18 protein-coding genes and 6 pseudogenes are annotated in these 23,742 nt (G+C 33.2%); 6 read left to right on the top strand and 18 right to left on the bottom strand.

Translation table 11 applies throughout. The features are described from left to right. Positions 1-160: 160 nt before the first annotated feature. The 3 genes and pseudogenes from QRE67_RS12285 to QRE67_RS12275 all read left to right on the top strand — a co-directional run. A pseudogene (locus QRE67_RS12285) lies at positions 161-1,162 on the top strand (tyrosine-type recombinase/integrase); the annotation flags it as partial. Between the two features lie 234 nt (positions 1,163-1,396). Then, positions 1,397-1,882 (top strand): hypothetical protein, encoded by a 486-nt coding sequence (locus QRE67_RS12280; RefSeq protein WP_286125085.1) that lies wholly within the window; start codon positions 1,397-1,399, stop codon positions 1,880-1,882. Positions 1,883-2,303: 421 nt separating this feature from the next. Further along, a pseudogene (locus tag QRE67_RS12275) lies at positions 2,304-2,687 on the top strand (hypothetical protein). 101 nt (positions 2,688-2,788) lie between these two features. Here QRE67_RS12275 and QRE67_RS12270 read toward each other — a convergent pair. From QRE67_RS12270 to QRE67_RS12240, 7 genes are all read right to left on the bottom strand, one after another. Further along, positions 2,789-3,232: a hypothetical protein gene (locus QRE67_RS12270; RefSeq protein WP_286125084.1), complete on the bottom strand. Its 444-nt coding sequence runs from the start codon at positions 3,230-3,232 to the stop codon at positions 2,789-2,791. An 11-nt stretch (positions 3,233-3,243) separates the two neighbouring features. Beyond that, positions 3,244-3,663 (bottom strand): hypothetical protein, encoded by a 420-nt coding sequence (locus QRE67_RS12265; protein ID WP_286125083.1) that lies wholly within the window; start codon positions 3,661-3,663, stop codon positions 3,244-3,246. 330 nt (positions 3,664-3,993) lie between these two features. After that, positions 3,994-4,923: a DUF7018 domain-containing (lipo)protein gene (locus QRE67_RS12260; RefSeq protein ID WP_286125082.1), complete on the bottom strand. Its 930-nt coding sequence runs from the start codon at positions 4,921-4,923 to the stop codon at positions 3,994-3,996. A 369-nt stretch (positions 4,924-5,292) separates the two neighbouring features. Then, positions 5,293-5,999, bottom strand: a protein-coding gene (locus tag QRE67_RS12255; protein ID WP_286125081.1) for an IS6 family transposase whose coding sequence is annotated in 2 segments (ribosomal slippage) — positions 5,293-5,534 and positions 5,534-5,999 — 708 coding nt in all. Because the reading frame shifts where the segments join, the coding sequence is not laid out codon by codon here. Positions 6,000-6,147: 148 nt separating this feature from the next. After that, positions 6,148-6,570, bottom strand: a complete 423-nt coding sequence (locus QRE67_RS12250) for a DUF3942 family protein (RefSeq protein ID WP_483298677.1) — start codon at positions 6,568-6,570, stop codon at positions 6,148-6,150. Positions 6,571-6,940: 370 nt separating this feature from the next. Continuing rightward, the gene (locus QRE67_RS12245; protein ID WP_286125079.1) at positions 6,941-7,096 is read right to left on the bottom strand and encodes a hypothetical protein; all 156 of its coding nucleotides are present in this window, start codon (positions 7,094-7,096) and stop codon (positions 6,941-6,943) included. 10 nt (positions 7,097-7,106) lie between these two features. Then, the gene (locus tag QRE67_RS12240; RefSeq protein ID WP_286125270.1) at positions 7,107-7,820 is read right to left on the bottom strand and encodes an MOSC domain-containing protein; all 714 of its coding nucleotides are present in this window, start codon (positions 7,818-7,820) and stop codon (positions 7,107-7,109) included. On the opposite strand from QRE67_RS12240, the pseudogene QRE67_RS12235 reads away from it, so the two are divergent. Continuing rightward, positions 7,819-7,995: pseudogene (locus tag QRE67_RS12235) on the top strand (CcdC protein domain-containing protein); the annotation flags it as partial. The gene QRE67_RS12240 and the pseudogene QRE67_RS12235 overlap by 2 nt on opposite strands. 163 nt (positions 7,996-8,158) lie before the next feature. Here the strand turns inward: QRE67_RS12235 and QRE67_RS12230 are convergent. The 5 genes and pseudogenes from QRE67_RS12230 to QRE67_RS12210 form a co-directional block, all read right to left on the bottom strand. Further along, entirely contained in the window at positions 8,159-8,284 is a 126-nt protein-coding gene (locus QRE67_RS12230; RefSeq protein ID WP_286125078.1) for a hypothetical protein, read from the bottom strand. Positions 8,285-8,466: 182 nt separating this feature from the next. After that, positions 8,467-8,551, bottom strand: a pseudogene (locus tag QRE67_RS12225) (helix-turn-helix domain-containing protein); the annotation flags it as partial. Positions 8,552-8,937: 386 nt separating this feature from the next. Continuing rightward, positions 8,938-9,129, bottom strand: a complete 192-nt coding sequence (locus QRE67_RS12220) for a hypothetical protein (RefSeq protein ID WP_286125077.1) — start codon at positions 9,127-9,129, stop codon at positions 8,938-8,940. Between the two features lie 592 nt (positions 9,130-9,721). Then, the gene (gene bla, locus QRE67_RS12215) at positions 9,722-10,660 is read right to left on the bottom strand and encodes a class A beta-lactamase (protein ID WP_286125076.1); all 939 of its coding nucleotides are present in this window, start codon (positions 10,658-10,660) and stop codon (positions 9,722-9,724) included. A gap of 429 nt (positions 10,661-11,089) precedes the next feature. Then, positions 11,090-13,228 (bottom strand): peptidoglycan D,D-transpeptidase FtsI family protein, encoded by a 2,139-nt coding sequence (locus tag QRE67_RS12210; RefSeq protein ID WP_286125075.1) that lies wholly within the window; start codon positions 13,226-13,228, stop codon positions 11,090-11,092. Positions 13,229-13,713: 485 nt separating this feature from the next. On the opposite strand from QRE67_RS12210, the gene QRE67_RS12205 reads away from it, so the two are divergent. Next, entirely contained in the window at positions 13,714-15,459 is a 1,746-nt protein-coding gene (locus QRE67_RS12205) for a peptidoglycan D,D-transpeptidase FtsI family protein (RefSeq protein ID WP_286125074.1), read from the top strand. A gap of 35 nt (positions 15,460-15,494) precedes the next feature. Here the strand turns inward: QRE67_RS12205 and QRE67_RS12200 are convergent, their stop codons facing one another. Beyond that, a complete protein-coding gene (locus QRE67_RS12200) occupies positions 15,495-16,322 on the bottom strand; it encodes a hypothetical protein (RefSeq protein WP_286125073.1) in 828 nt (275 codons plus the stop codon). Beyond that, positions 16,312-16,845: an RNA polymerase sigma factor gene (locus QRE67_RS12195; RefSeq protein WP_286125072.1), complete on the bottom strand. Its 534-nt coding sequence runs from the start codon at positions 16,843-16,845 to the stop codon at positions 16,312-16,314. The genes QRE67_RS12200 and QRE67_RS12195 overlap by 11 nt, the downstream gene beginning before the upstream one ends. 693 nt (positions 16,846-17,538) lie before the next feature. On the opposite strand from QRE67_RS12195, the pseudogene QRE67_RS28660 reads away from it, so the two are divergent. After that, positions 17,539-20,403 (top strand): annotated as a pseudogene (locus tag QRE67_RS28660) (Tn3 family transposase); the annotation flags it as partial. On the opposite strand, the pseudogene QRE67_RS12175 reads toward QRE67_RS28660, so the two are convergent. The 4 genes and pseudogenes from QRE67_RS12175 to QRE67_RS12160 all read right to left on the bottom strand — a co-directional run. Further along, positions 20,396-20,563: pseudogene (locus tag QRE67_RS12175) on the bottom strand (IS6 family transposase); the annotation flags it as partial. The pseudogenes QRE67_RS28660 and QRE67_RS12175 sit on opposite strands and share 8 nt — an antisense overlap. A gap of 576 nt (positions 20,564-21,139) precedes the next feature. After that, positions 21,140-22,387, bottom strand: coding sequence for a DUF4153 domain-containing protein (locus tag QRE67_RS12170; RefSeq protein WP_286125069.1), 1,248 nt, complete (start codon positions 22,385-22,387; stop codon positions 21,140-21,142). Between the two features lie 47 nt (positions 22,388-22,434). After that, positions 22,435-22,650, bottom strand: a complete 216-nt coding sequence (locus QRE67_RS12165; RefSeq protein ID WP_017153334.1) for a helix-turn-helix domain-containing protein — start codon at positions 22,648-22,650, stop codon at positions 22,435-22,437. An 11-nt stretch (positions 22,651-22,661) separates the two neighbouring features. Further along, positions 22,662-23,144 carry a DUF2975 domain-containing protein gene (locus tag QRE67_RS12160; RefSeq protein ID WP_098125440.1) on the bottom strand — a complete coding sequence of 161 codons (483 nt, stop codon included), beginning with the start codon at positions 23,142-23,144 and terminating at the stop codon, positions 22,662-22,664. Positions 23,145-23,742: the final 598 nt, after the last annotated feature.

Raw genomic sequence — 23,742 nt, 5'->3', positions numbered from 1 at the left:
TACGAATGAAAATCAATAACCCTATCATTATTTTTAATATAGGTGAAAAATAGGACCAAATCAAAAACCGTTAGACAACAAGTCTAACTGTTAAATTAGTTCATCACAAATATTAGAAAAATTGATTCATCTTAGCTTGTTGGACATGTGGCGGGATCCCTATGAGGAATTTTCAGATAAAGAGATTCTATATTACTACTTGAACCGGCAAACACATTTTGACCAGGAAAAATGTATCAAGGACGCATCCAGGACTCTATATGCACGCGATTTAAGCCAGTTTTACTTCTTTATCAAACAAAGTACAGAATTTCTGCAGCAAGATGTAAAAGATTATGAAGTTGGCCAAGTTTGGAGGAATCTAAGAAAGCGTCATATCCGAAACTATCAAAAATGGCTATCCCAGGAGGCAATCTCCTATCAATCAAAAGAAAAATACAAAGCATCTACGATTAGTAGGAAGCTTGGTGTGATACGTTCCTATTTGAAATGGTTATATGAAATCCAATATATTCAGGAACCTCTTCATGTGGAGATTCTAAGCACGACGGTGAATAAACAGCATAAACCAAAGCGTGAGTTATCATATGAGGAAGTGAAGCAACTGCTAAACTACTACAAGGATAATGAAATCAATTACGCTTTATTATCGGTCCTGGCTACTACAGGGTTACGTGTAGCAGAAGTAGCACATGCGAAATGGGAGCATATTGAATATGACTCTATACGTGGACGTTATTACTTAACAGTAGACACAAAAGGTAATAATGAGAGGATTGTTTCTATTAATAAAGAAATTTTTAATCGTATCGTTGCATTCCGAATCCGTAGACGATTACCTATAGATATAGGCAATAAAAATGGCGGGACCACATTTCAAACCAAGAACCATACTGCTTATAGAGAAAATTATCTATCACAATATATTTCTAAGATCATAAAAGATACAAAGTTACCCTTTACGGAGAATATTCGTATTACTCCTCACTTTTTTAGACATTTTTATGTACAGTACTTATATGATTACAAGGGACTAGCACCTCATGTTATTGCAGTTGCAGTAGGTCATAAAAATGACCGGACGACAAAAGAAAACTACTTAAAACAAAGATTGACGAAAGATAATGATGCTGGAAATTTAATTGCGGATGATGAATTTTAATTTTTTCACTCTGACATTTGTCTTATATGAATTCAGTACCATTATTTATAGTTATGTATTTTTTACATAATTAAAATGAATACAATGCCGATTTATCGGTGTCGATTCTTATAAGGATTCATTAGTTCTTCGCCAAGATTCCCTAAATATAAAACATATCCATAGGGAAGCGTGTAGAACCTTGCTATAATGATAATGTAGCTATATCCTACTAATTGTTGAAGGAGATTAGAAATGGAAAAGATAAGAGATATTTTATTATCTAAAATAGATACGTTAAATGAAGACGATCAAAAAGTATTAAAGAAGTTGATTAGCAAATTGAAATCGTTTGCTCATACACCACTAAACAGAAATCATTGTTTACGTATGACCCCGTTTATCGAATCCGAAGAAGTAACACAGCTTATTGCAGATGTAATACATTCTTACGAATTAAAATTGATGCCGAATAGTAGTTTTGACATGTATGACTCCATAGGCTATTATTACGGAATTGCTTTGCTTACATGTTGTGTAGCATTTGAAAAAGGTGATTACAAACAAGCCTACTCTGTATTAGAAAATGAAGTTGTAAAAGAAAATGAAAAGAACGCTCTTGTAGCTGAGCGTGGCGGAGAAAATTATTATGTTATGGCACGTATACTTAAAAATTTTAAGAAGGATACAGATAGTATAGATAGTTTGCTTACAAAACTATCAGATCTACAAAATTTTTAAGTTAACCAAATAAGAGGGGCATAGCATGATATCCAATCCACACTATGCCCCTCTTTGACACATATATTGGTTGTATCCCTTATAGGGGTACAGACCCATCGCCATCAACCTAACGAAATTAAATACCCCAAAAACGGAAAAAATGAGCTGAACTCTCATGGACAATTGTGGAAAGATAAAATTTTCGTTTTGGGTACTTTAAAAAATTAGGTTGATGGGCATGGGGTAGCACCACATCGCCATCAACCTAAAGAATCAAAATCCCCCCATAACGAAAATTCTATTCATTATTGACTACTGATAATAATATATTATGTAAACCTTACATGTATACGATATTCATTTCACATTTTATCTATCTTACACAATGGTAACTGTCATATAATGAAGGCAAGATTAGGAAATCGTGAGGATGATTACGTTGAAAAAATTTGCTGTTAGCTATTTAGCGTGCTTGATGTTTTTCTCTACTTTTGTGAATGTTTTACAGTATGTACAAAAACCAAATTTTGCAGAGACATGGGGTCCAATTTGAGTATCAATTATTATGTATGTGATACTTGGAAGTATCCCTGTTCTTATAGGTTGTTTATTAGGAGAATTCTTTTATAGAAAAATAAAAAGGAGTTATGAGTTAAAAGTCGGGATCCCCTTATTTGTATTGTTAGGAGTTTTCTATGGTTTTTTAATCGGTATGGGATTCTCTGGAGGACATATTATATCTTTTACTATACTGGACTTTTTAAAAGACAGTATTCCTATTACTTTATCATCTTTATTATTTTATTTTATAAGACGGATCTAATTAACTTCCGATAACGAAGACTATGTAAATATATAAAGATAACAGAAATAATTATTAAACGGCTATATGGGGGGTTCTGGTGCAACAATTTTAGTTAGAAATTATAGTTGACTAAAGAAGTCTAAAACTACTGAAAAGTACCCCACTGTGACAAGGAATGATAGTATTAAGAATACATTTCTTTTTGTTTTATTAAAAGTATTCTTATCCATTTTGTAGTTTAACTCAAATGAGAAAAATACTAAAAGAACAATGTTTGTTACAAAACTCACATACATAGGTGTTACTTGAGATAATCCGTACATAAAGCTTAAAATCAATGTAACTGTTACTTGAATAATAATACCTTTAAATAATAAGTATCTTACTGCATTTAAAAGACCTATATCCTCTATCTTAATGTCTTTCTTTATCATCTTCTTAATTATAGCTATTAATAAGTCTTTCTTAATAAAGTAAAGAACCACCATTAGAAAGATAGCTAGTTGTAATGCAATTATTATATAGTTCATCAGTGAAGCATAAGAAGTCATATCGTTATCCATAAGTCTACCCCCTAAATACTTTTAATAAGTTTTATTTCCTCAATAAAGAATAATACTAAGTGCATAGCGTTTATTACAAACCATAACATGAAATTTGAGTTCTTTACAGTCTTCAACTGATTTGACTTTGTATCAGACAATTCTATCTTTAAAGACGTTAATATAATAGTGTTAGACATAAAACCTAACAATATAAATCCGAATAAAGGTAAGTTTGTTATAGTACCTATTACCATAATTCCTATGTATACTATAGTTAACTTCTTAATATACTGTTTATCTTCTTTTAACTTCTCTATATCTTTACTTTTAAACCGGTCTCTTGCTATTCTTACAAAGACAATACTTTGAAATACCAGTACAATTATACTTACAAAGATAAGAAACAAAGTCTCAACATGATTTTCAATTAAGTTCCCTATACCGTTCATTTCGTCTGTACCCCTTTTATTTATGTAATATTGACTTTAGTACTTGAAAGTAAAAGTATGCCCCTTCTGAGATAAGTCCACCGCTATACAGAAAGAACAATAGGTTTCGAAAAGACTCCGCCCAAACTGACTTCTTAAATTTAGGTGTACCTTTAAACTTAAACCTTATCTCTACTTTACAGTACCCTATCAGTATAAAGTTAGTTAGTATACTTAAACCTGTGAATAGTAAAAAGTAATGTTTAACCGCAAAATAGATGAGTGAGATGCTGATAAATAATACGTTTACTTTATAAACAGTTAAACTTTATTTAAAAGCCACATTTGTGTTTATTTACGTCTTTCTGCTGTTATTGTATTCCCTTTACCATCTGTCATTTTCAAAGAACCTGCTCTGAAAAACTCAACATTATGGTCTACTACCGCATTCATTTGTTTCGCTTCTAGCTTTTTACCGTCTTTAACAAACTCTTTAGGGATGAATGTAATTTGCTTCTTGTCTGCACTGTAGAACCATGTTCCTGTCATATGGTTGTCTTCATACGATGTTTTACCTGTATCATCATATGCGGTATATGTACCATCTTCTTTGAATTCTAAACCTACATAGAACTTAGAACCTTTATAACTACCCCATTCTCCTAACAACTCATTACCGTTTTTTGATATTTGTACCGTTTCATTATCAAAATCAGAGGTTTCAAAACTATTTGATTCATCCTTTGTTTTATTATCAAGAGAGTTTGCTCCATTTACTGCCGCGTCTTGGATAGGTTGGAAACCAGTCTTCCAATACTCGTTACCCTTCTTCAGTAAGTCTTTTGACTCTTGTGCTTTAGATGTATCTATGTCTTTAGCATCAGTTTTGATAATCTCAGCCTGTAGTCCATATGCTCTACTATAGCAATCTACTGCTTTTAAGATGTCTTTATGTGCGTCTTGAAATTCTTTAGGTGGTTCTATCTTATCGAACTTAGCAATGATTTTCTGTAACTCAGATTCTTCCTTTAATAACTCTTTATATAGAGTCTTTTCATCTTTGCTTTTGTCCATTGCTATTTCCGTTATGACCGTAATCTTTTGTGTTAACTCAGAAGATAAATTCATCATACGTACTGGATACTTCTCTTTTGATAACTTATCCTTTGTTTCTGCTTTAGACTCCACTTTTCCCTTTGGTTTTGCGTCTGTTTTATCAGTTCCGCAACCTACTAATAACATAACTGGAATTGCTAGTGTAACTAGTTTCTTTGCTTTCATGTTAACCCTTCCCCCCGAATAATTGATTTATGAAGTGTTATTCCGTTTTTAAGAATTATGAGTTGATTTTAATCAAATTATTTTCAAAACAACATTCTTTTGAATTGACTCATGAAATTTCCCCCTTATAATTACAAAAAAGGACATACCTAAGCATATAACTGCTTGAAAGGTATATCCTTTTTCATGTTTTTGGTTAAATTTGGTTGTCTGAATATTATTTTATAGTGAAAAAAGTAATACGTCAAAAAAATTTTGCGAAAATTATAGAAAAAAGGCCTAAATTATCGATTGCTCGACAATTTAGGCTCTGGTGCAAAGATAAAATAATAGAGAATATAGCGTATATATTTCTAGCGGAATCCTATTTTATGCTGTTAGCTCAAACAATTGATGGATGAATTCTTTCTGTTTTTGGACAGACTGGTCCCGTAAGTCAATCTGTTCTTTTTTAATCATATGCATGGCTTCTATTCCAGAAAGAATGGTTGTAGCTGTGTCAAAAGATTTGAACCCTAGCATAGAACGGATTCGCTTCTTTATAAAGCGATGATCTTGCTCTACTATGTTACTCAAGTACTTTTGTTGTCTAAGTTGCATACCGTCAGGTATGCTTTTCTCTTTTTCAACTGTTCAATTGCTATAGGATAAGCCGGATTCTTATCGACTGTTATGACGCGAGGCTGCGAAACATGAAAAGACCGCAAAGCTTTCTTGAAAAAACGCTTTGCAGCCTTCTGATCTCTTGTTTTACTTAGGCGAAAATCGATTGTGTTTCCTTTCGAATCAACAGCACGGTACAGATACATCCATTGCCCTTTAACTTTGATATATGTTTCATCGACTCTCCAAGAGTCATTGGTTTGCTTGAGGTGACGACGAATTCGTTTGTCCAATTCAGGACCATACTGATGAACCCAACGCATAATCGTTGTATGAGAAATGGATAAGCCCCGTTCCTCCATCATTTCTACCAAATCACGAAAGCTGAGATTATACCATAGGTACCATCTCACTGTAAGAAGGATAATCTCAGGCTGGTAATGCTTCCATTTGAATACATATTCTTTTTCCATACTAATCACACACCTTTTGTAGAGTAATAGTATCAGTATGTTCAAGATTTGCAATTGTCCTGAAGTTTTTGCACCAAAACCTATAATGCTATCTCATACTCAAATGTTCAAAATAAAAAGCACTCCATAAGGAATGCTTTAAAATAATTTAATCAAGTCCTAACTTTTCACTAAATGTTTCGCGCAGATAGCCTTCTAAGATCTCTGTCGTAAATTTTTCATTACAACCTAAAACAAACAATTCTCCATCCTTTACAATAATTGTATCAAGAGGAGTAACTACTTTATCAACAATTTTTGTAATTTCAATTATATTTTTTTCAGTATTTACTTCCGTTTTAAATTCAATATTTTCTACTACTATATGCGAACGTCTTCCAGATGTAAAAAAATTAAAATTAGGATTCTTTACAACACCTATCTTAACTTCAAGTTCATATAAATATTGAAAGATTACATCTCTGTGCCCGTTCTTGATAATTTTTTTATCCTTCTCGTCTTCTAAATATTCTTTTATTCTTATTGCAAATTCATCCGGGAAGCTCACTTTTTTTTCAACGCTCCTTTCCATATTTAATATCAGAATTATAAACTAATATAATTGTATCATAGCGAAAAACAAGTTCCCATTAAAAGTAAATAAAAAGAGCAACCATGCATCAGTTACCCTTTCGTCAAAACTCTATACTATTTCTATAAATACGGTATATGAAGTTTTATTCTTCTCTCAGTTGCTTAATGCTGCTTTATACAGCTGCGCATCAAGCTATATGAAGTAACTGAGAGAAGAGCAAACGCCCTTCTGTATCAACGTGTTTCTTTCAATCTAAACCATTGAGTCTGGTTACTGATTTTTAAAATGTACCACCAATATGGAACCGTTTAAAATTTTAGAGTAATCATTGTGAGATATGTTTTCCGCCACTATATTTATTCGGTTCTTAAACAATAACCTTAAGTTGTTCAAGATTTTCTATACTAATCCCATTTTGCTTTGCTAACTCTATAACATGGCTGTTTTCCTGTGCTTTCCATTTCACCTTGTATGCTTTTTCAAAATACCTCTCCGCCATTTCCACCAGGTTACGAAAGCTCAAATACTTGAAGTTACTCCAATCTAATAGAATCGCCAACATTCACTTTTCCTGGTTTTATAACTGATGCATAGACTCCAAAATGATTATTTCTTTTTTGTACAACAGTTTTTAAGAGAGTTTTGTCTAATGTTAATGTGCTAGGATCAATAGTAATAATCATACAACGTTCACAGTGTCTTACTATTTCTAATTCTACTTCTCCTATACGTATACATTTTCCAAACCATGTATCTTCTGCAAAAGGAATATTTTCATATAATGAGAATATTAAGTTCGGACGAAATCTCCTATGGTTCACCTCTTGCCCCCACAGTGCACTCATTTCTTGTAGTGATGTATCAGTCACGATTAATACATGTTCTTCTTCAATTGCACCTAGAGGTACTTGCCGAGGTAAGTATTGTATACCTTTAATTCTACGACCTGATTTTTCTTCTAATTCTGTAAGTAACTCTTGATCTCCCCACTTGTATATTTTCCCTTCAGGAGAAACGATTTTGATTGGTAGATATGTATCCAAAAATTCTTCTCCCATAAAACTCGCCGTATAGCCAATCATTTCATGAAATTGTGTTGCGGTTAAATATTTTTCTGGTCTTGTTTCATCTAAAAAAGCATGGCTTCTATCTCCATATAAACCATAGGATGCAATGTAAGTTTGTTGAACATTTTCCCCGCGAAATGATTTTATTGGGTGTCTTATAATTTCTTTTAGTTCTCCAATTACCCGGTTTTTACTTCGTGATTATTTAAAATGGCTAGGTCCAGAAACAGAAGCAGCACTATTTATGACTGTAGCACTGGGATATATCTTACCTTGGAGAATTATCTCTTTCATCAAATTTCGTCAACTATACAAAAGTCGAATCCAAACTAACGATAACCTTGACTTACGATAACACTAATTATGTGAATGGAAAGTCCCTTCAGAATTTTTCTGAGGGGACTTTCAAGTTTTTGCAATACATTGGTTTTATGCTAACAAAAGATGCTTATATTTTTTGAAGAACTATGTTAATTTTGAGGGACAAAAGGACAGATTTACTGCCCCATATCGTTTACTTATTTTGATTTTTTTTGGGCTCTTAATGCTATTTTTTCAAGTCCGTTTTCTCCCGCAAATTCTACATCTGCTTTTGATACAGCATTTTTATTATTTTTAAATTGATTATTCTTATTTTTAGCCATTTTTTCACCACCCTTGTAGTTTGATTTGGTTATTCTTTCAAGGATGCCAACTATAGTAACTACGCTATATAAAGATAGCGTAGTAGTATTTTTCGTTATCAGCACCCTCGATTTTAGTTTGCTTTCTTTTTTGTAGGCTATGCAATTTTGATTTTCTTCTTTAAATAAACTACTCCATTCGCTCAATAAGAAATTGAATACAAAGCGATTGCACCCAATGGTTTTAACAATTAATATTTTTTGTTCCTTATTTGGATAGATACGAATGTAGGTGTTAAAAAAAGTTTGATCATTCTATTTAATATATCTTTTTTTGTCTCGTAGATAAATCAGTTGTACTGAAGTATCCATTTCTTATATCTACTTTGCCTTCTAGGTCTAATTAATCTTTTAAAAGTAGAAAACGTGGCAAATATGTAATTTTCCATATCTGAGCCACGTTTTTATCCTATTGCAGTTTTTACACGAATCGTTTCCGTACCCCATCGCCATCAAGCTAACAAAAAGAAATACCCCAAAATGTACTGTTTTTGAATGCAACACAATTAAAAATCCCTTAGCGTGGTAAATTTCCAAAATACTGGGCTGGCGATACCTCCTCAGGTGATTGTAGTAGAGTGAGCAAAAAAAAGTACTCTAAGGAGTGCCTTGTTTTATTTCTTAAATTCAACCGTCATAAATATTGAGTACGGGAAGTTTGTTCCATACTTCTTATTTATAGCATCTACGATTAACACAGTAGATTCTTCAATTGGCATTGCACTTTGAGTGATGTCCTCATATGGAAGCTCAACGCTATAAGCTATATCGTCTCTTCCATGCTTGATTTTTCCGTAAACGATCATTGTATCCCTCCTTTGTTCATAAGTATATCTAATTATACTACTTTATAGAATGTAAAAGAAATTTTAAGAGATTATTAGATTTAAGTTTTGGAGAAATTTGACGAGGACATCAATTTATTGGTTCTGGTGCAAAAAATCTCTTAAACTCGGACATACTGATATTAGGGGTTTGTGTAGTAACGGAACAGAAACGGCACAGGGATATATTAAGTAATAACATTCGTCTTTGTATTGAAACTGTTAACTTACTTTCTGGCCATTCTAATACAACTACAGTATGAAATAGATGGTTTCCTACAGGACAGACTCCCTTTAAATTAGTTCTTATCAGAGGGTACCGTACGTAATGCTTCCCGTATCTACTTAACGAGAAAGTGGGATTCTTGCTATATCATCCTTTAATTTGAGGTAAGGGTAAGTATCCAATGATTTGGACCACCCGTCTAATATAATAGTTCTTGTTAGCATAATCGTAATGATAAGAATGTAAAAAAACCGATTCTTTTAATATAAAAAAGAATCGGCTTCTAGTTTTATCCTATAGATGGTATTAAATATAGGGAATCAGAAAGCTGAGGTACAATCAATGCCCTCACTTGAGAGCATTGATTGTAACCTTGGCAGCCTGCGCGATTAGTTCATTATCATAGGTAGCATCTTCCTTATCTCGGCTGGACAGAATTGCGATGATAATGGGTGCTCTATTCGGTGGCCAAACGATGGCAATGTCATTTCGTGTTCCGTAGCTTCCGGCTCCAGATTTATCACCGACTTCCCAATCTTTTGGTACGCCAGCGCGGATGAGTTTGTCCCCTGTAGCGTTTCCATGCATCCAATCCGTAAGGGTTTTACGTTTGTCAGTTGGGAGCGCATTTCCGACCGTGAAAGCCTTAAGATCGGTAGCAAGTGTTTTTGCTGTACTTGTATCACGAATGTCTCCCGGAATAGCTTCGTTCAAATCTGTCTCAAAGCGATCAGCCATGGTAACCTTATCACCAATCTGTCTAAGCGCTTTTTCAAATCCTTTAGGTCCGTCTAGTTTCTTGAATAAAAGGTTCCCCGCAGTGTTATCACTGTAACGAATAGCAGCCTCCGCAATTTCTCCAAGAGTCATACCGGTATCCACGTGTTTCTCTGTAATTGGTGAATACTCGACTAGGTCATCTTTTGTATAGGTGATAACTTCATCGAGTTTGTCAATTGAATTTTGCTGTAGCACTGCTCCTGCAGCCAGAGCTTTGTAGGTAGATGCGTAAGCAAACCGTTCATTAGGTCGATAAGTTACTGTCTGGTTTGTCCCGGTGTCGATAGCATAGACACCCAGTCGAGCGTCAAACTTTTTCTCGAGTTGCGCGAACTCTCGATGAGTCGCATGTTTTGCATGTTTAGTTTTCTCTGCTTTTTCTTTTGCTTCCACCTGCAACGGTTCACCTGTAAAAAGTTTTACACTTGCAAGACTTAAACTTAGTATTCCAACACACATCCCTATTTTTAACATCCTTGTACTTTTCAAAATGATCAGTCCTTTCATATTTTGCAATACTTAAAATAGATGTCAAACGGGATACATTGTATCTAATTTGGGCACTAATTTTTAGGATTACACTTAATAGACAATCTAAGTAATAAATTTGTTCCACATTTACAAAAAAAAATTAAATTTAAGATAAAGTAGAATCTGGGATTTGTATAGTAACGGAACAGAAACGGTAATAAAATATAAAAAATAATATCCTTATTGGCTCTTCACTGGCCCATAAAAATCTAAGATATGCTAATTTTATATAGTTTGTTAGAAAAGGTATTATCAAAAAAATGTGAAATAACAACTCTAATAGCTGCTATTCCACGCATTAAATCTACTGTCTTTTATTCTCCTGTCCGTAAAGATTTTGATCTAAACAGGATCTCTTAAATCTGGATAATCAATATCTTTACTAGGTAGAAATATGCAAAAATTTTACTGTTTCTGATTAGAGCTATCGGTATTGCTAGTTTCACCATTTATACGTTGCTTTTTCAAATCAAAGTATGCGTCTAAGATATCTTTTCCAATTAATGAGTTAATACCACCTTTATCATTATGAACCCATGGGACCACTACAGAAAAAGCTACTTCTGGATTATCATATGGAGCATATCCAACCAATGTTAAATTGTAACACTCAATGCGTTCACCTTTTCCATTCCTACCAATTGGATTCTCCCCCCCATATACCGTTTGAGCTGTTCCAGTTTTACCAGCTGGTTTATATGAAGCTTGTTTGAAATACCTTACACCAGTTCCATCACCTTCTTGAAATACCCATCTAAAACCTTCTTTTACTCGTTCAATGTATTCTGTCTTCACATCAACTCGATTTAATACAACAGGTTCTATAGATTGAACTACTTTACCAATATCTTCTTTTTTTACTGTTTGTTCACGTATTTCTTGTACAATCTGTGGCTGCATTCTATATCCATCATTTGCAATTGTAGAAATATATTGTGCCAATTGAAGTGGCGTATACGTATCATACTGACCTATGGAGAAATCCAGTAAAAATCCAGGCTGAGTATCTTTCTGTCTTGTTTGTCCTATTGTTTCATTCGGTAAATTAATCCCTGTCGGAACTCCTAAACCAAATTGTTTAAAATAATAACGCATTGTGTCAAATGCATCTTGTTTGATATCCAATGTACCATTCGGTACATAATTAACCCCAGCTATTTGTAACGCTGTATGGAACATATATACATTCGATGATACTTGTAAAGCTCTTAAATCATTAATGTTCCCAAAACCAGATACATTCCATGACTTTTTAGCTTGCGTACCTTTAAATTTCATAGGTGCATCATAAAATTCATCTCCTGGCTTTATAGCTCCTGTTTGGTATCCAGTTAATAAGGTGGCACCTTTTACAGCTGATCCTAACTCATAAGAAGTTACCATGTTACCTAATGCAAAATCTTCCATTTCTACATCCCCATCTTTTTCCACAAACTTCTTACCAGCCATAGATAAAATCTGCCCATTTTTTGGATTCATCATAACCACAAAAGCACGATCCATTAATGGTTCTGAACCTTTAAAAGCTCTTAAATTTTTTTCTATACTTTCTTCCACCTTCTTTTGCAATTCCATATCAATTGTTAATGTTAAATTATTACCACTTTTCCCTTTCGACACTGTTTCTGTTTTAATAATATTCCCTGATCTATCAGTAATATTTTTCACTTCTTCTTTTGTACCATGTAATACATCTTCATATCTTTGTTCAATATAACTTTTTCCAACACGATCATTACGATTGTATCCACGCACTAAATAAGAATCTAAGTGTTCTTTAGGCAATCCTTCTGCCGTGCTTGTTATACTCCCTAATACAGAACGAAATAAATCACCATTTACATAATTACGCTCCCAGTCAACTATTGCGTCTACACCTGGAAAATTTGCTAAGTTTTCGCTTATTCTTGTATACTCCTGTTCTGTCGCATCTCTTTTAATTATTTGGGGAGTCATTTGATAACCAGAACTCATCTTACTTTTAATCGCTAACACTTTTAAATCTTGCGGCGTTAATTCTGCTAATTCTTCTTCTGTAATACGATTTCGTCTTAACTCTTCAATTTTCTGGTCTAACTCTTTCCCTTCTATGCCCTTCTTTCTCAGATTTTCTTCATCTTGTTTAGTAACTTTTGCTTGGGCTTGCTTCTTATTTAATTGCATCCAGAAATCTTTTTTATCTATCTCAGTTAACTTATTTATGTCTTCTTCCGGGATTTCAAGTACATTTGCTAAATCTTTCGCCGTTTTTAAAATATCCTCAAGTTTTATACCCTTTAATCTTGTATACGTAATAGAACGAAGGGGGCGATTATCAACAACTGGTTTCCCTTCTCGATCAAAAATCTTCCCACGAGGTACTGGAAGACTTATTGTTTTATTATTATTTTTTTCCACTTCATTTTTATAAGTCTCTCCATCAACAATTTGTACTTTTCCTAGCTGAACAATAATAGCTGAAAATAATAAAAATATACAAACAAACAAAATGTTTAATCGGAGAGGTATATATGGTGACTTTTTCTTTTCTTTTTGCTTTTTCATATATCCTCCATTTGTATCTTTAATGCGTTTCCTGCTGTTGTTTCACTATTTATTTGTTACATGCTTTCCATTCCGGTTGAAAATGACTAATTTAAACGGAGTTCTTGCATTAGCCAAAACTTATCAATTAAATACGGTGAAAAACATAAAAATAATAGTTTATTCAATCGGTATAATGCATCTATACCCCTATGGATGCATTTGTGAGATAGAAACATCCTTCGCTTGATTTATATTGGAAGCCTGCTCTATTTTTTCTACAGTTTTCACTGGAATTGCTACACTGGTAAATTGATTTACTTCTAAAACAGTTATACATATACCTACTTTTAAAACTATATTTCATAATGATTATTCCTTTCTTAACATATTAACTAAAAAATGTTGTAACACTTAATAGACAATGTAAGTAATGAAATAGTTCCACATTTACAAAAAAAAAAAATAACTTTAAGATTAAGTGGAGTTCGAAAAGGGAGGATTTTATGATTCTTACAAAACAAAAGAAACGGATATATTTAGCGATCGTTATCATTATTAGTATTGTTTTGATAATTTTATTTAAAATAAATTTCATTTCGGTTACTATCAATACTTCTTTAGCTGAAAGAGGTAAAATTCTTGATCAAAATGGGGTAATACTTGCTACAAATAAAGAGGTCAAATCCTTGTATTATACTTACAATGATAATTGTTCAAATAAACTAGATATAAAGAACTTATTAAGCTTTTTAAAACAATTTTCATCAGAATTTCATCATGATATTTCTTTGGAAAATGTACAGTTAGAATTACAAAATTCTTGTAAAAAACAGGATAAAAATGAAATACTGTTATATTCAAACTTAAATGATAGTGAGTTTGAATTTTTCGACAAAAATAAAAACAAAAATATAATAGTAAAAAACGAATGGATACGATTTTACCCACAACATGAAATTGCATCACAGGTTATTGGGTATACAGATTTAAACACTTATTCTAATGATGTTTCTGCCGGGAGGAATGGAATTGAGCTTCAGTATGAAAGCGATTTAAAAGGTACATCAGGAAAAACTCTTATATTTCAAATAAACAATAAAAAATTATCTTGGGACATCCAAAAAGCACAAAAAGGAAAGGATATTCATTTAGCATTAGATTATAAACTACAACATAAAACAGAAGAGGTACTAAGATCTAACATTAAAAATATACCTGATGCTAACAGTGGTTATGCTGTAGTAATGGATGTAAAAACAGGAGAAATATTAACTATGGCTAACTCGCCAGCTTTTGATCCAAACGTACTTAGCACACATGTATCATCGCCAGAAAAAGAAAAGATAAAAGTACTTTCTCAAAATAAAACAATCCAAAAATTAAAATATAGTGCATCCTATGTAAATATGGCGTCAACAATAAAGCCCCTTACGATTTTAATCGGATTAAATGAAAAGCTTTTTCAACCTGCAGATACATATTTAGATACAGGTAATTTTCGGTATGATGATCAAAATAATATTACTAATGCAGCTGGGACTCCAACCGGTGAAATTACACCGAGTCAAGCTATCATTAATTCATCCAATACATTTATGACAGCAAAAGTAGCGCTTCCCTTATTCAACCAAAATAATGGGAATATAGAAAAAGTAGCCACTATCTGGACAGATTATTTAAAACAATTCGGTCTGCGTTCTAAAACTGGCATTGATTTACCCTTTGAAGAAGAAGGACAATATCAATTACATCCATCTAGTAAGTTTGAAAATGGGATTTCTGCTTTATTAAATGCCTCTTGGGGAGGAAACGAAGTACATACTCCTCTCCAACTCGCTCAATACGCAGCAACTCTTGCAAGGAAAGGGGAAAAATACAAACCTCAAATCGTAAATGCTATTATTGATAATGATGGTAAAAGAAAGAAAGAATTTAAACCAATCTTAGAAAGTTCAAATCGTTATCCTTCAAGTTTTTGGAGCATCTTACAAAATGGAATGAGTCATAATATACAAGAAATTAAAAACTTGCCATTTGACGTTGCTGGTAAAACAGGAATAACAGGTTCTCCAAACGAACAAGGAAGAGTTATAAATCACTCTCTTTTCATTGCATATGCTCCTACCAAGGATCCGCAAATTGCTATTTCTGTTATTATTCCTGGTGGTGATTCTAAAACAAATAGTGCAGCTGTTGTTGCAGCAGAAATATTAAAAGTTTGGGATAATCTCCAAAAAGAGAATAAATAATAAAAGGCAGGTTCTATAAAATGAACCTGCCTCTTTTACCATATAGAATCTATACTCTTTATTTTCCACATGCCATCATTACCTTTTTCAAAAATGAAAGAATACTCAATGTCACTTAAAATATAATCTTTTTTCACATAACCTGTATTACCATTAATTGTAGTTATTTTTATATATCCATCATTCTTCACTTTTTTTGGAATCCAAGCTTTTACTATTTCGTTAGATACATGATATAAAACTTCGGCTTCAGGTTTTGGTTCGGCTAAAATTTTTGTTTCTTTTCCAGTAACAGTCGCATATATATAATGTCCCTGTTTTGTTTGATTACTTTCTGTCAAACCACTTGGTATTTTATATAATGTTTTAGTAGCATTGACAAATTCTCCCCCCATTGTAAGAGCGACTTGCAGATCATGAAAAATATCTTCATCAATCTTCCATTCATCCTTATTATACTTTCTCCCCTTAAAAACAAACTCATCATTTAATGCTTTATATAAATCATTCTTATTTTTATAATTTGTGCTCTGATATAATTCACTCATAAATTGTTTTAGTGATGGATCTTGATAAGATTCATCCTTTGTTTTAACCTCAATTTGAGTACTGCTTTGTACAGGTGGTTTATTTTTATCAAACCAAAGTGGTTGAATAGCAAACAAGATAAAAACACAAGCGAGAGCAACTGTAATAGTTAGTGTTTTTTTAGGAAACATTCTTCTATATTTAGGGGCATCTACCTCTTGATTTTGGTTTATGGATTGCTTTATTTTATAAATAAATTCTTCTTCATCTTTACGCTGTTTCATTGGTCCATTTTTTAATTCTTTATACCAACCAGGCTTTCTATCATTGTTCATAATTTTTATCCTCCCCTAATACTTTTGAAACTCGTACACGAGCTCGGTGTAGCCGAGATTTCACTGTTCCAATAGACACTCCTAATGTTTCGGCTATTTCATCATAAGATAGTTCATATTTAGCATCTAATATTAATACTTCACGATGTTTTTTTGGTAGATTTAGTACAATATTCCAAATTCCATCTATGTCCTCTTTGTTAAAAAATTCTTCTTCTGCTGAAGGATACTCCTTATCATCCCTAAAAAATCCTACTAAAGAAACCCTCTTAAAATAGGAAGATTTCAAATGATTTAGTGCGGTATTCCTTGTGATTTTTAATAACCATGTTTTAACAGATGATTCATTTCGAAATGAATGCCAATTTTTAAATACTTTTATAAATACATCTTGTGTTATATCATCCGATAAATGTGTGTCTTTCGTAATAATAAATGAATAATTCCATACATCTTGCCAATGTTTTTTTATAATATAATCAATTTCATCATGATTACAATTTTCCATAACCTTATGTTCCATCTTGACACCTCAAACTTATTTGAATATACATACAAACTTTCCCTCGCTTGTTATACTTGATTCAATATATAGACAAGGTAAACGTTTCGTTTGTTCCATTTTGTATTAAAACTAATATAATTAAGTTCGAGTACAAAGACCTAATATGCTTATAAGTAGTTTTTGAAAAGGAACTCTTGCTCATATCTCTCTTTATGTCACCACGTATTATAATGTCCAATTATCGCATCAGAACTATATATTATGATTATTTTTCGAGGCTTATAAAAATGAAGGTGAAAAAATAGTCAAAAAACATAAAAAAGCTTAGATTAATACAATCAATAGTTATTCCCATTGGCTGTATCATTTTTGATTTTGGAGGAAATAAAAGCTAAGAAAAGTAAAAAATAAACTTTAACACCGTCCGGAAAGTCACTATTTTCTGGACACATAAAAATATAAACTATTTTCAAGGTTACTAAGATTTAAATGTGTTCAAAAACTCATAACAAAATCTATGTTCAGTTATTACTCCGTATCTGAAGTTATATCAGAATTAACTCATGTAGGGGCTATCTATTACGGAATCCTCTATATTTATATAACGAAAAAAATTTATGAAATGATTACGACAAATAAAAAAGAAAGTCACAATCTTATCATTTATAAAAAACATAATTATCAAAAACCGTCGTTTTTGATAGGGGGGATATCATGCCTGTTGAATTTTTGACTCGTGAACAGAAAGCTAATTATGGAAAATTTTCCAAGAACCCAACACCTGAACAATTAAATAAATACTTCTGGTTCGATGATCAAGATCGTTCTATTATTTTTTAAATGCGCGGCATGCATAATCAATTGGGTTTTGCTATCCAATTAGGAACTGTAAGATTTTTAGGAACTTTCTTATTTCATCCAACTGATGTACCCAAAAATGTATCTTTATATGTCTCCGAACAACTTGATATAAATGAAAACATGTTAGCTTTATATAAAAATGAAAGAACAACTCGTAATCATGCACAAGAAATTAAGCAAATTTATGGTTATCAAGACTTTACAGAACAACCACATCATTGGAGGTTATTACGTTGGTTATATACGCGTGCTTGGGTTTCAGCAGAACGTCCAAGCGTTCTGTTTGATTTAGCTACAGCAAAATGTGTAGAAAATAAGATTCTATTACCTGGTGTTACTGTAATAGAAAGATTGATTGCACAAATAAGAGACAGAGCAAATACACGTCTTTGGAGAAAACTGGTCAGTCTTCCGAATCATCAACAACGAGAAACATTAGAAAACTTTTTGGTTTCTGATTCAGCTACAAATAAAAGAACTACTCTGGATATTTTAAGAAAACCTCCGACTCGTATAACTGTAACAGGATTACTCAAAACGATTGAGCGTTACGAAAATTTTTGTGAGATAGGATCTATTGAATGGAATATAGCCGGTATTCCAATGGGGAGAATCTTAGCATTATCTCGCTATGCCTCAATGGCTAGGGCTCAAACAATAGCGCGTATGAACGATGAGAGGCGTATAGCTACCCTTGTTTCATTTGCTATTGTGTTCACTGTCCGTGCAAAAGACGATGTAATTGAAGGAATGGAACTTCTTTTTAGTGATATGTTTAGAAAATCTAATAATAAAGGGACACATAAAAGACTTCGAACGATTAAGGATCTGGATGCAGCCGCAAGGAAACTGCGAGATATTTGTGCCCTTTTACTTGATGAAAATATTTCAGATACAGATATACGTAAAACCATATTTACAACATATCCAAAGGAAATAGTAAAGGCATCTCTAGAAACGGTAAATCATTTGACACAACCCCCAGATATGACAGTACCTTACAAAGAATTATTTAAAAATTATTCAACTATACGAAGGGTTCTTCCTAAATTGTTGTCTGTATTACATTTTCAATCTACGCCTTCTGGCCAACATGCATTACAAGCATGGAACTTTCTTGCTGAGAGCGAAAATAAATCTGGAAGAAATAAATATATTGGTGCACCACTACAGGGCATGTCTGCTTCGTGGAAAAACCTGATTTTGAAAGGAACAAACCACAGAATAGACCGTTGTGCTTATACATTTTGGACGATTGAACAATTCACTGAAGCATTGAAAAGGCATGATATTTTTACAGATCCCAGTGAAAGGTATTGTGATCCTAGAGCGCAACTCTTACAAGGTGAGGATTGGGAATCTATCAAACCACATATACTAAGGACACTAGGTTGGTCTTCATCAGCAAAACAAACTTTACAACTCCTAACTACTAAATTAGATGAAACCTATCGAAAAGCTGAGGGGAATTTGGAGGGAAATAACGATGTTCGCATAGAAAATAATAGAATCGTTCTTTCTCCACTAGAAAGACTTGAGGAACCAAAATCATTAAAAAAGCTGTGAAAACAAGTCCACTCCCTTATGCCACATACAGATTTACCGGAGCTTATTCTTGAATTGCATCATTGGATTCCTTTTCTGGATGCATTTACTCATATTAGTGAAGGAAATTCTAGGGTAAAGGATCTTTCTATAAGTATATGTGCCGTCCTCATTTCTCGAGCTTGTAACATAGGACTCGAACCTGTGACACAGGCAAGAATACCGGCTCTCGAATACGATCGGCTTACATGGGTAGAACAAAACTATTTTCGTGCTGAAACAATTACACAAGCCAACAATGCATTAGTTTCCTATCACTCAAAAATGGGACTAACGCAACTATTAGGACGTGGTGAGGTATCGTCCGCTGATGGTCTTCGATTTATTACACCTGACAAAGCTGTGCATTCGGGTCCAAATCCAAAGTATTTTGGGGTAGGACGCGGCGTAACCTATTACAATTATACAAGTGACCAGTTTACTGGATTACATGGTATTGTTATTCCTGGTACAATCAGAGATTCTTTACGACTACTAGAACTTGTTTTAGAGCAATCTACTGAGTTACAACCAAAGGAAATTATGACAGATACCGCTGGGTATAGCGATATTATATTTGGTTTATTTGCCCTTTTAGGATATCAGTTTAGCCCCAAAATAGCAGATATCGGCTCATCTAGATTTTGGAGAATAGATGGAAATGCGGATTAAGGCAATTTGAATGCAATTTCAAAAAATAAAATTCGTATAGATCTGATTCTTCGTTATTGGGATGATTTTATGAGGATAGCTGGTTCGCTTCAACTCGGAACGGTAAATCCAACACAGTTGATTAAAGCTTTACAACGCGGAGGGAAACCAACTATGTTAGGTAGATCAATTGGTGAGTTCGGAAGAATTTTTAAAACGAAACATAACCTTCTTTTTATTACAGATCCAGCATACCGACGTAAAATTTTAACACAACTAAATCGAGGCGAATCCCGTCATAGTCTGGCAAGAGCGGTGATGTATGGAAAGAAAGGTTCTGTATATCAAAATTATCGTGAAGGTCAAGAAGATCAACTGGGAGCATTAGGTCTGATTGTGAATGCAATTGTAGTATGGAATACTCGATATATGGCGTTAGCCTTAGATATGATACGAGAAAACGGTATAACAATTGATGAACCCAACGCATAATCGTTGTATGAGAAATGGATAAGCCCCGTTCCTCCATCATTTCCACCAAATCACGAAAGCTGAGATTATACCGTAGGTACCATCTCACTGTAAGAAGGATCATCTCAGGCTGGTAATACTTCCATTTGAATACATTTTCCTTTTCCATATTGATCACACACCTTTTGTAGAGTCATAGTATCAGTATATCCAAGATTTATAGATTCGTTGCAATTGTCCTGAAGTTTTTGCACCAGAACCTTAAATGTCGTTGTCTAATAAATTAGAAATAGGGTGTTTTTGCCCATCCCCTCGAAAAGGTGGATTAAGGGATTTTCCGAAAAACAAATCCACGTTAAATAGAGAATGGGCGCTTCCTTATTCAAGAAAAGCGCCCGATTATTAAAGATCATTATTCAAATCTTATTGAAGAAAAGCCCCCTTTAGTGTAAGTACATCTTTTCACATTTAATCTAAATCAAACTCAAACTTAAAACCTGCAAGTTTAGCTTATCAAATACGTTTCATGAAGTCCTTTTTCGTTGGGCACATGAAACTGGACATATTTTAAAGAATCCAGTTGCAACAATATATTATGTCTTCTAGTTTGAATACCCTCTTTTTAACTTTAGTAATGAAAATAAGCCAAAACTATGCAACTCTGTATAAAAAGCTGCATAATATCGACTCTAAGGATTTTATACGTTATAGAAGATTAACTTTTCGTTACATTAACAGAGCCTTTCTAATTAAAAATTATAGGAAAAGTAAATGTAACGAAAGCTGCCCAAAGTCCGTAGACCGGCAAATAATTAGTAACGGCATCTTGGATAGTTGAAGGTCCGGATTTGTTTTGTAGAAAACGCATATAGGAGAGCATAATCCAAATTAGATTTGCCCAGATAAGTATGTTTACTCCTAAAACAGCAAGTCTATTAGGCGTAATCCCATAAGAAGAAAGTCTGAACACGATGGCTGACAAAGCCACACTGTCAATGATAAGCGCAAGAACAATTAAGGCAAAATTTATATAATCTGAAATGTTCTTTTTCTCGTCTGAGTCGCTCTCGATAATGGAAAATATGGTAACGGCCAATACACCAAGGAGTATTCCGTTAAAGGCTATCAGGAAATTGCGGTCCAAGAATGGATTTTTTCCGACCCATATAACCGTTATAAGATAGATCAACAATGTGACCAGGACAAGAGGACTAAAAATTTTAGCTATATATGGTGTAATATTCTTAGCAAGTTTAAGATTCATTGATACCAGGTATGCAGCCACAATAGCGAGAGCGGCAGCACCAAATAAAACGACATTACTAAAATAGAAGTCTTCTATATCCAAGTCAACAAAGCTAAATAACTGCATGGTTAATGCTGCTAGTACCATTCCGCTAACTGCCATGCTGGCGTAGAGAATACAATATTCCAAATTAAATTTAATATAGGCTAATCTTGTACTGCCTTTTGAATATTCATTTCCTGTAAATGCAAGCCCTACCAATACCCATAAGAATATGGGAAGGTGTAAATAAGCAAGGATAATACTGTCTTTATAATTTAATGGCAGCATATTAAGATAAAACCCGGAAATTAGGAACAACGCTGCAAGGGAATAAATAACACTTTTTTTCGGAGTATTATTGTAAACAAAATAGGCAGCAATAAAGGGAATTATACCAAAAGCCAGGTTAATTGGAGCAATTGCTTCCTGTTCGACAAAATGGAAAATGATCCTGGTGCTTATCCCGGCCAGAATGGCTAAAATACCCATGAATAAGAAACCTTTTTGAAGCAAGGAAGATTTTTCTGTATTTGCCGTCTCCTTGAAATGCAATCTTTCATACCAAACGCCAAGAACCTGAGAATCAGGATTTTGTTCCCATGCGTGTGAGAATGACTTTTTAAAAGTTTTCGGGTCTTTTCTATACATTCTCTCCAGCTCATGAGGGTTAGCAATATTTTCAATAATCAAATTGTTAATGTCCATAGTTATACCTCCCCTAATAATTGTTATATTAAGTTTTCTTGATTCATTTAACTGTCTTCGTCACTTTTGTATTCTAAAATATCTCCAGGCTGACATTCTAAAGCCTTACAAATTGCCTCTAAAGTGGATAATCGAATCGCTTTTGCCTTTCCATTTTTCAATATAGAAAGGTTCGCCATTGTTATTCCAACCTTCTCCGAAAGTTCTGTTACGCTCATTTTCCTTTTTGCTAACATCACATCAATATTAATTATAATTGCCATTGTTATTCACCTCAGACCGTTAAATCATTTTCTGATTTGATATTAATTGCATCTTGTAAAAGTTTTTGGAGAACAGCCGCAAAGACTGCGATAACCATCGAAGCAAAAGGAACAACCAATCCGACAAAGATAACTCCTGGTGCGTCGTCTACTTCCGCAAAGATATAGAAGAGCGGCCAAACTAGCACATGCAAAATACTGATTGTGATGGCACAGTATTTGATTTTCTTTAAAGCTTTTACAGATAAATCGGAGAAAGCTTTATTTTTGTCAATATAGCATAAGAGTTTGAAAGCCTGATACAAAGCAAAGTAAAAAGGTATAGCCGATGCATCAAAAGCGATGAAAACGAGATATTTTATAAAAGCAAACTGTGGAAGCAATTTTGCTGCAAGATTCGCCATCTCTGGCACCAAAAAGATGCACAGAGCAAGAACTGGGACTCCTAAAAGAATAACAGCTATTTTTAAAAACAACGTTGTTACTTTTTCCATAAAAAGCACCTCACTTATTTATTCTGATTTTGATTTTAATATATATTTTATCGTTTCACAATAATTTTTTATTAATTTGAATAACATTTTTATTGTAAGTTTTTGTTTTAAGCAAAAATAAAAAGCATTCCTCATTCAAAGAAATGCTCTATAACTTTAAACCATTAAATTTATAACTTGTACAGCTAACCTGCCAGTTAGCTTAAGTACGTTTCTTCACAATATTCTCTATATGCTTTAACAGAAATATCTAATTTTCTTATTAAGTGTTATTCCACAAAATGGCCCGTTTGCGGAACAACTGTATTGTTATTCAACACTCAATTCTTTGGGATCTTTTTTCGTTTATAAAGGTATACCTTTGTAAACGGTTAATTTCTTTGAAGAAGTAAATGTGCACCTAAAGGTGTCTATTTTTTAGAAACGTTCCTAAAATGAATTTTTATTGTTTTGGAACGCTGTTTTTGTATTAGTTTGTATAGTACCAAAAGGTATACCTTTTGGTACGTATGAAAAGAAGAATCCAAAATGGATTCTTCTTCAGCTTTATATAGAAAACTACAAGGTAAAATATAAATTAGGAAGTTTTTATAAAAGT

The organism is Bacillus sp. DX3.1, from assembly GCF_030292155.1.
Taxonomy (GTDB): Bacteria; Bacillota; Bacilli; order Bacillales; family Bacillaceae_G; genus Bacillus_A.
This window is presented reverse-complemented; position numbering and strand designations above follow the sequence as displayed.

Coding starts and splice junctions, on each gene's coding strand:
- QRE67_RS12280 (WP_286125085.1), top strand. CDS start 1,397: ATGGAAAAGATAAGAGATATTTTATTATCTAAAATAGATACGTTAAAT.
- QRE67_RS12270 (WP_286125084.1), bottom strand. CDS start 3,232: ATGGATAACGATATGACTTCTTATGCTTCACTGATGAACTATATAATA.
- QRE67_RS12265 (WP_286125083.1), bottom strand. CDS start 3,663: ATGAACGGTATAGGGAACTTAATTGAAAATCATGTTGAGACTTTGTTT.
- QRE67_RS12260 (WP_286125082.1), bottom strand. CDS start 4,923: ATGAAAGCAAAGAAACTAGTTACACTAGCAATTCCAGTTATGTTATTA.
- QRE67_RS12250 (WP_483298677.1), bottom strand. CDS start 6,570: ATGGAAAGGAGCGTTGAAAAAAAAGTGAGCTTCCCGGATGAATTTGCA.
- QRE67_RS12230 (WP_286125078.1), bottom strand. CDS start 8,284: ATGGCTAAAAATAAGAATAATCAATTTAAAAATAATAAAAATGCTGTA.
- QRE67_RS12220 (WP_286125077.1), bottom strand. CDS start 9,129: ATGATCGTTTACGGAAAAATCAAGCATGGAAGAGACGATATAGCTTAT.
- bla (WP_286125076.1), bottom strand. CDS start 10,660: ATGAAAGGACTGATCATTTTGAAAAGTACAAGGATGTTAAAAATAGGG.
- QRE67_RS12210 (WP_286125075.1), bottom strand. CDS start 13,228: ATGAAAAAGCAAAAAGAAAAGAAAAAGTCACCATATATACCTCTCCGA.
- QRE67_RS12205 (WP_286125074.1), top strand. CDS start 13,714: ATGATTCTTACAAAACAAAAGAAACGGATATATTTAGCGATCGTTATC.
- QRE67_RS12200 (WP_286125073.1), bottom strand. CDS start 16,322: ATGAACAATGATAGAAAGCCTGGTTGGTATAAAGAATTAAAAAATGGA.
- QRE67_RS12195 (WP_286125072.1), bottom strand. CDS start 16,845: ATGGAACATAAGGTTATGGAAAATTGTAATCATGATGAAATTGATTAT.
- QRE67_RS12170 (WP_286125069.1), bottom strand. CDS start 22,387: ATGGACATTAACAATTTGATTATTGAAAATATTGCTAACCCTCATGAG.
- QRE67_RS12165 (WP_017153334.1), bottom strand. CDS start 22,650: ATGGCAATTATAATTAATATTGATGTGATGTTAGCAAAAAGGAAAATG.
- QRE67_RS12160 (WP_098125440.1), bottom strand. CDS start 23,144: ATGGAAAAAGTAACAACGTTGTTTTTAAAAATAGCTGTTATTCTTTTA.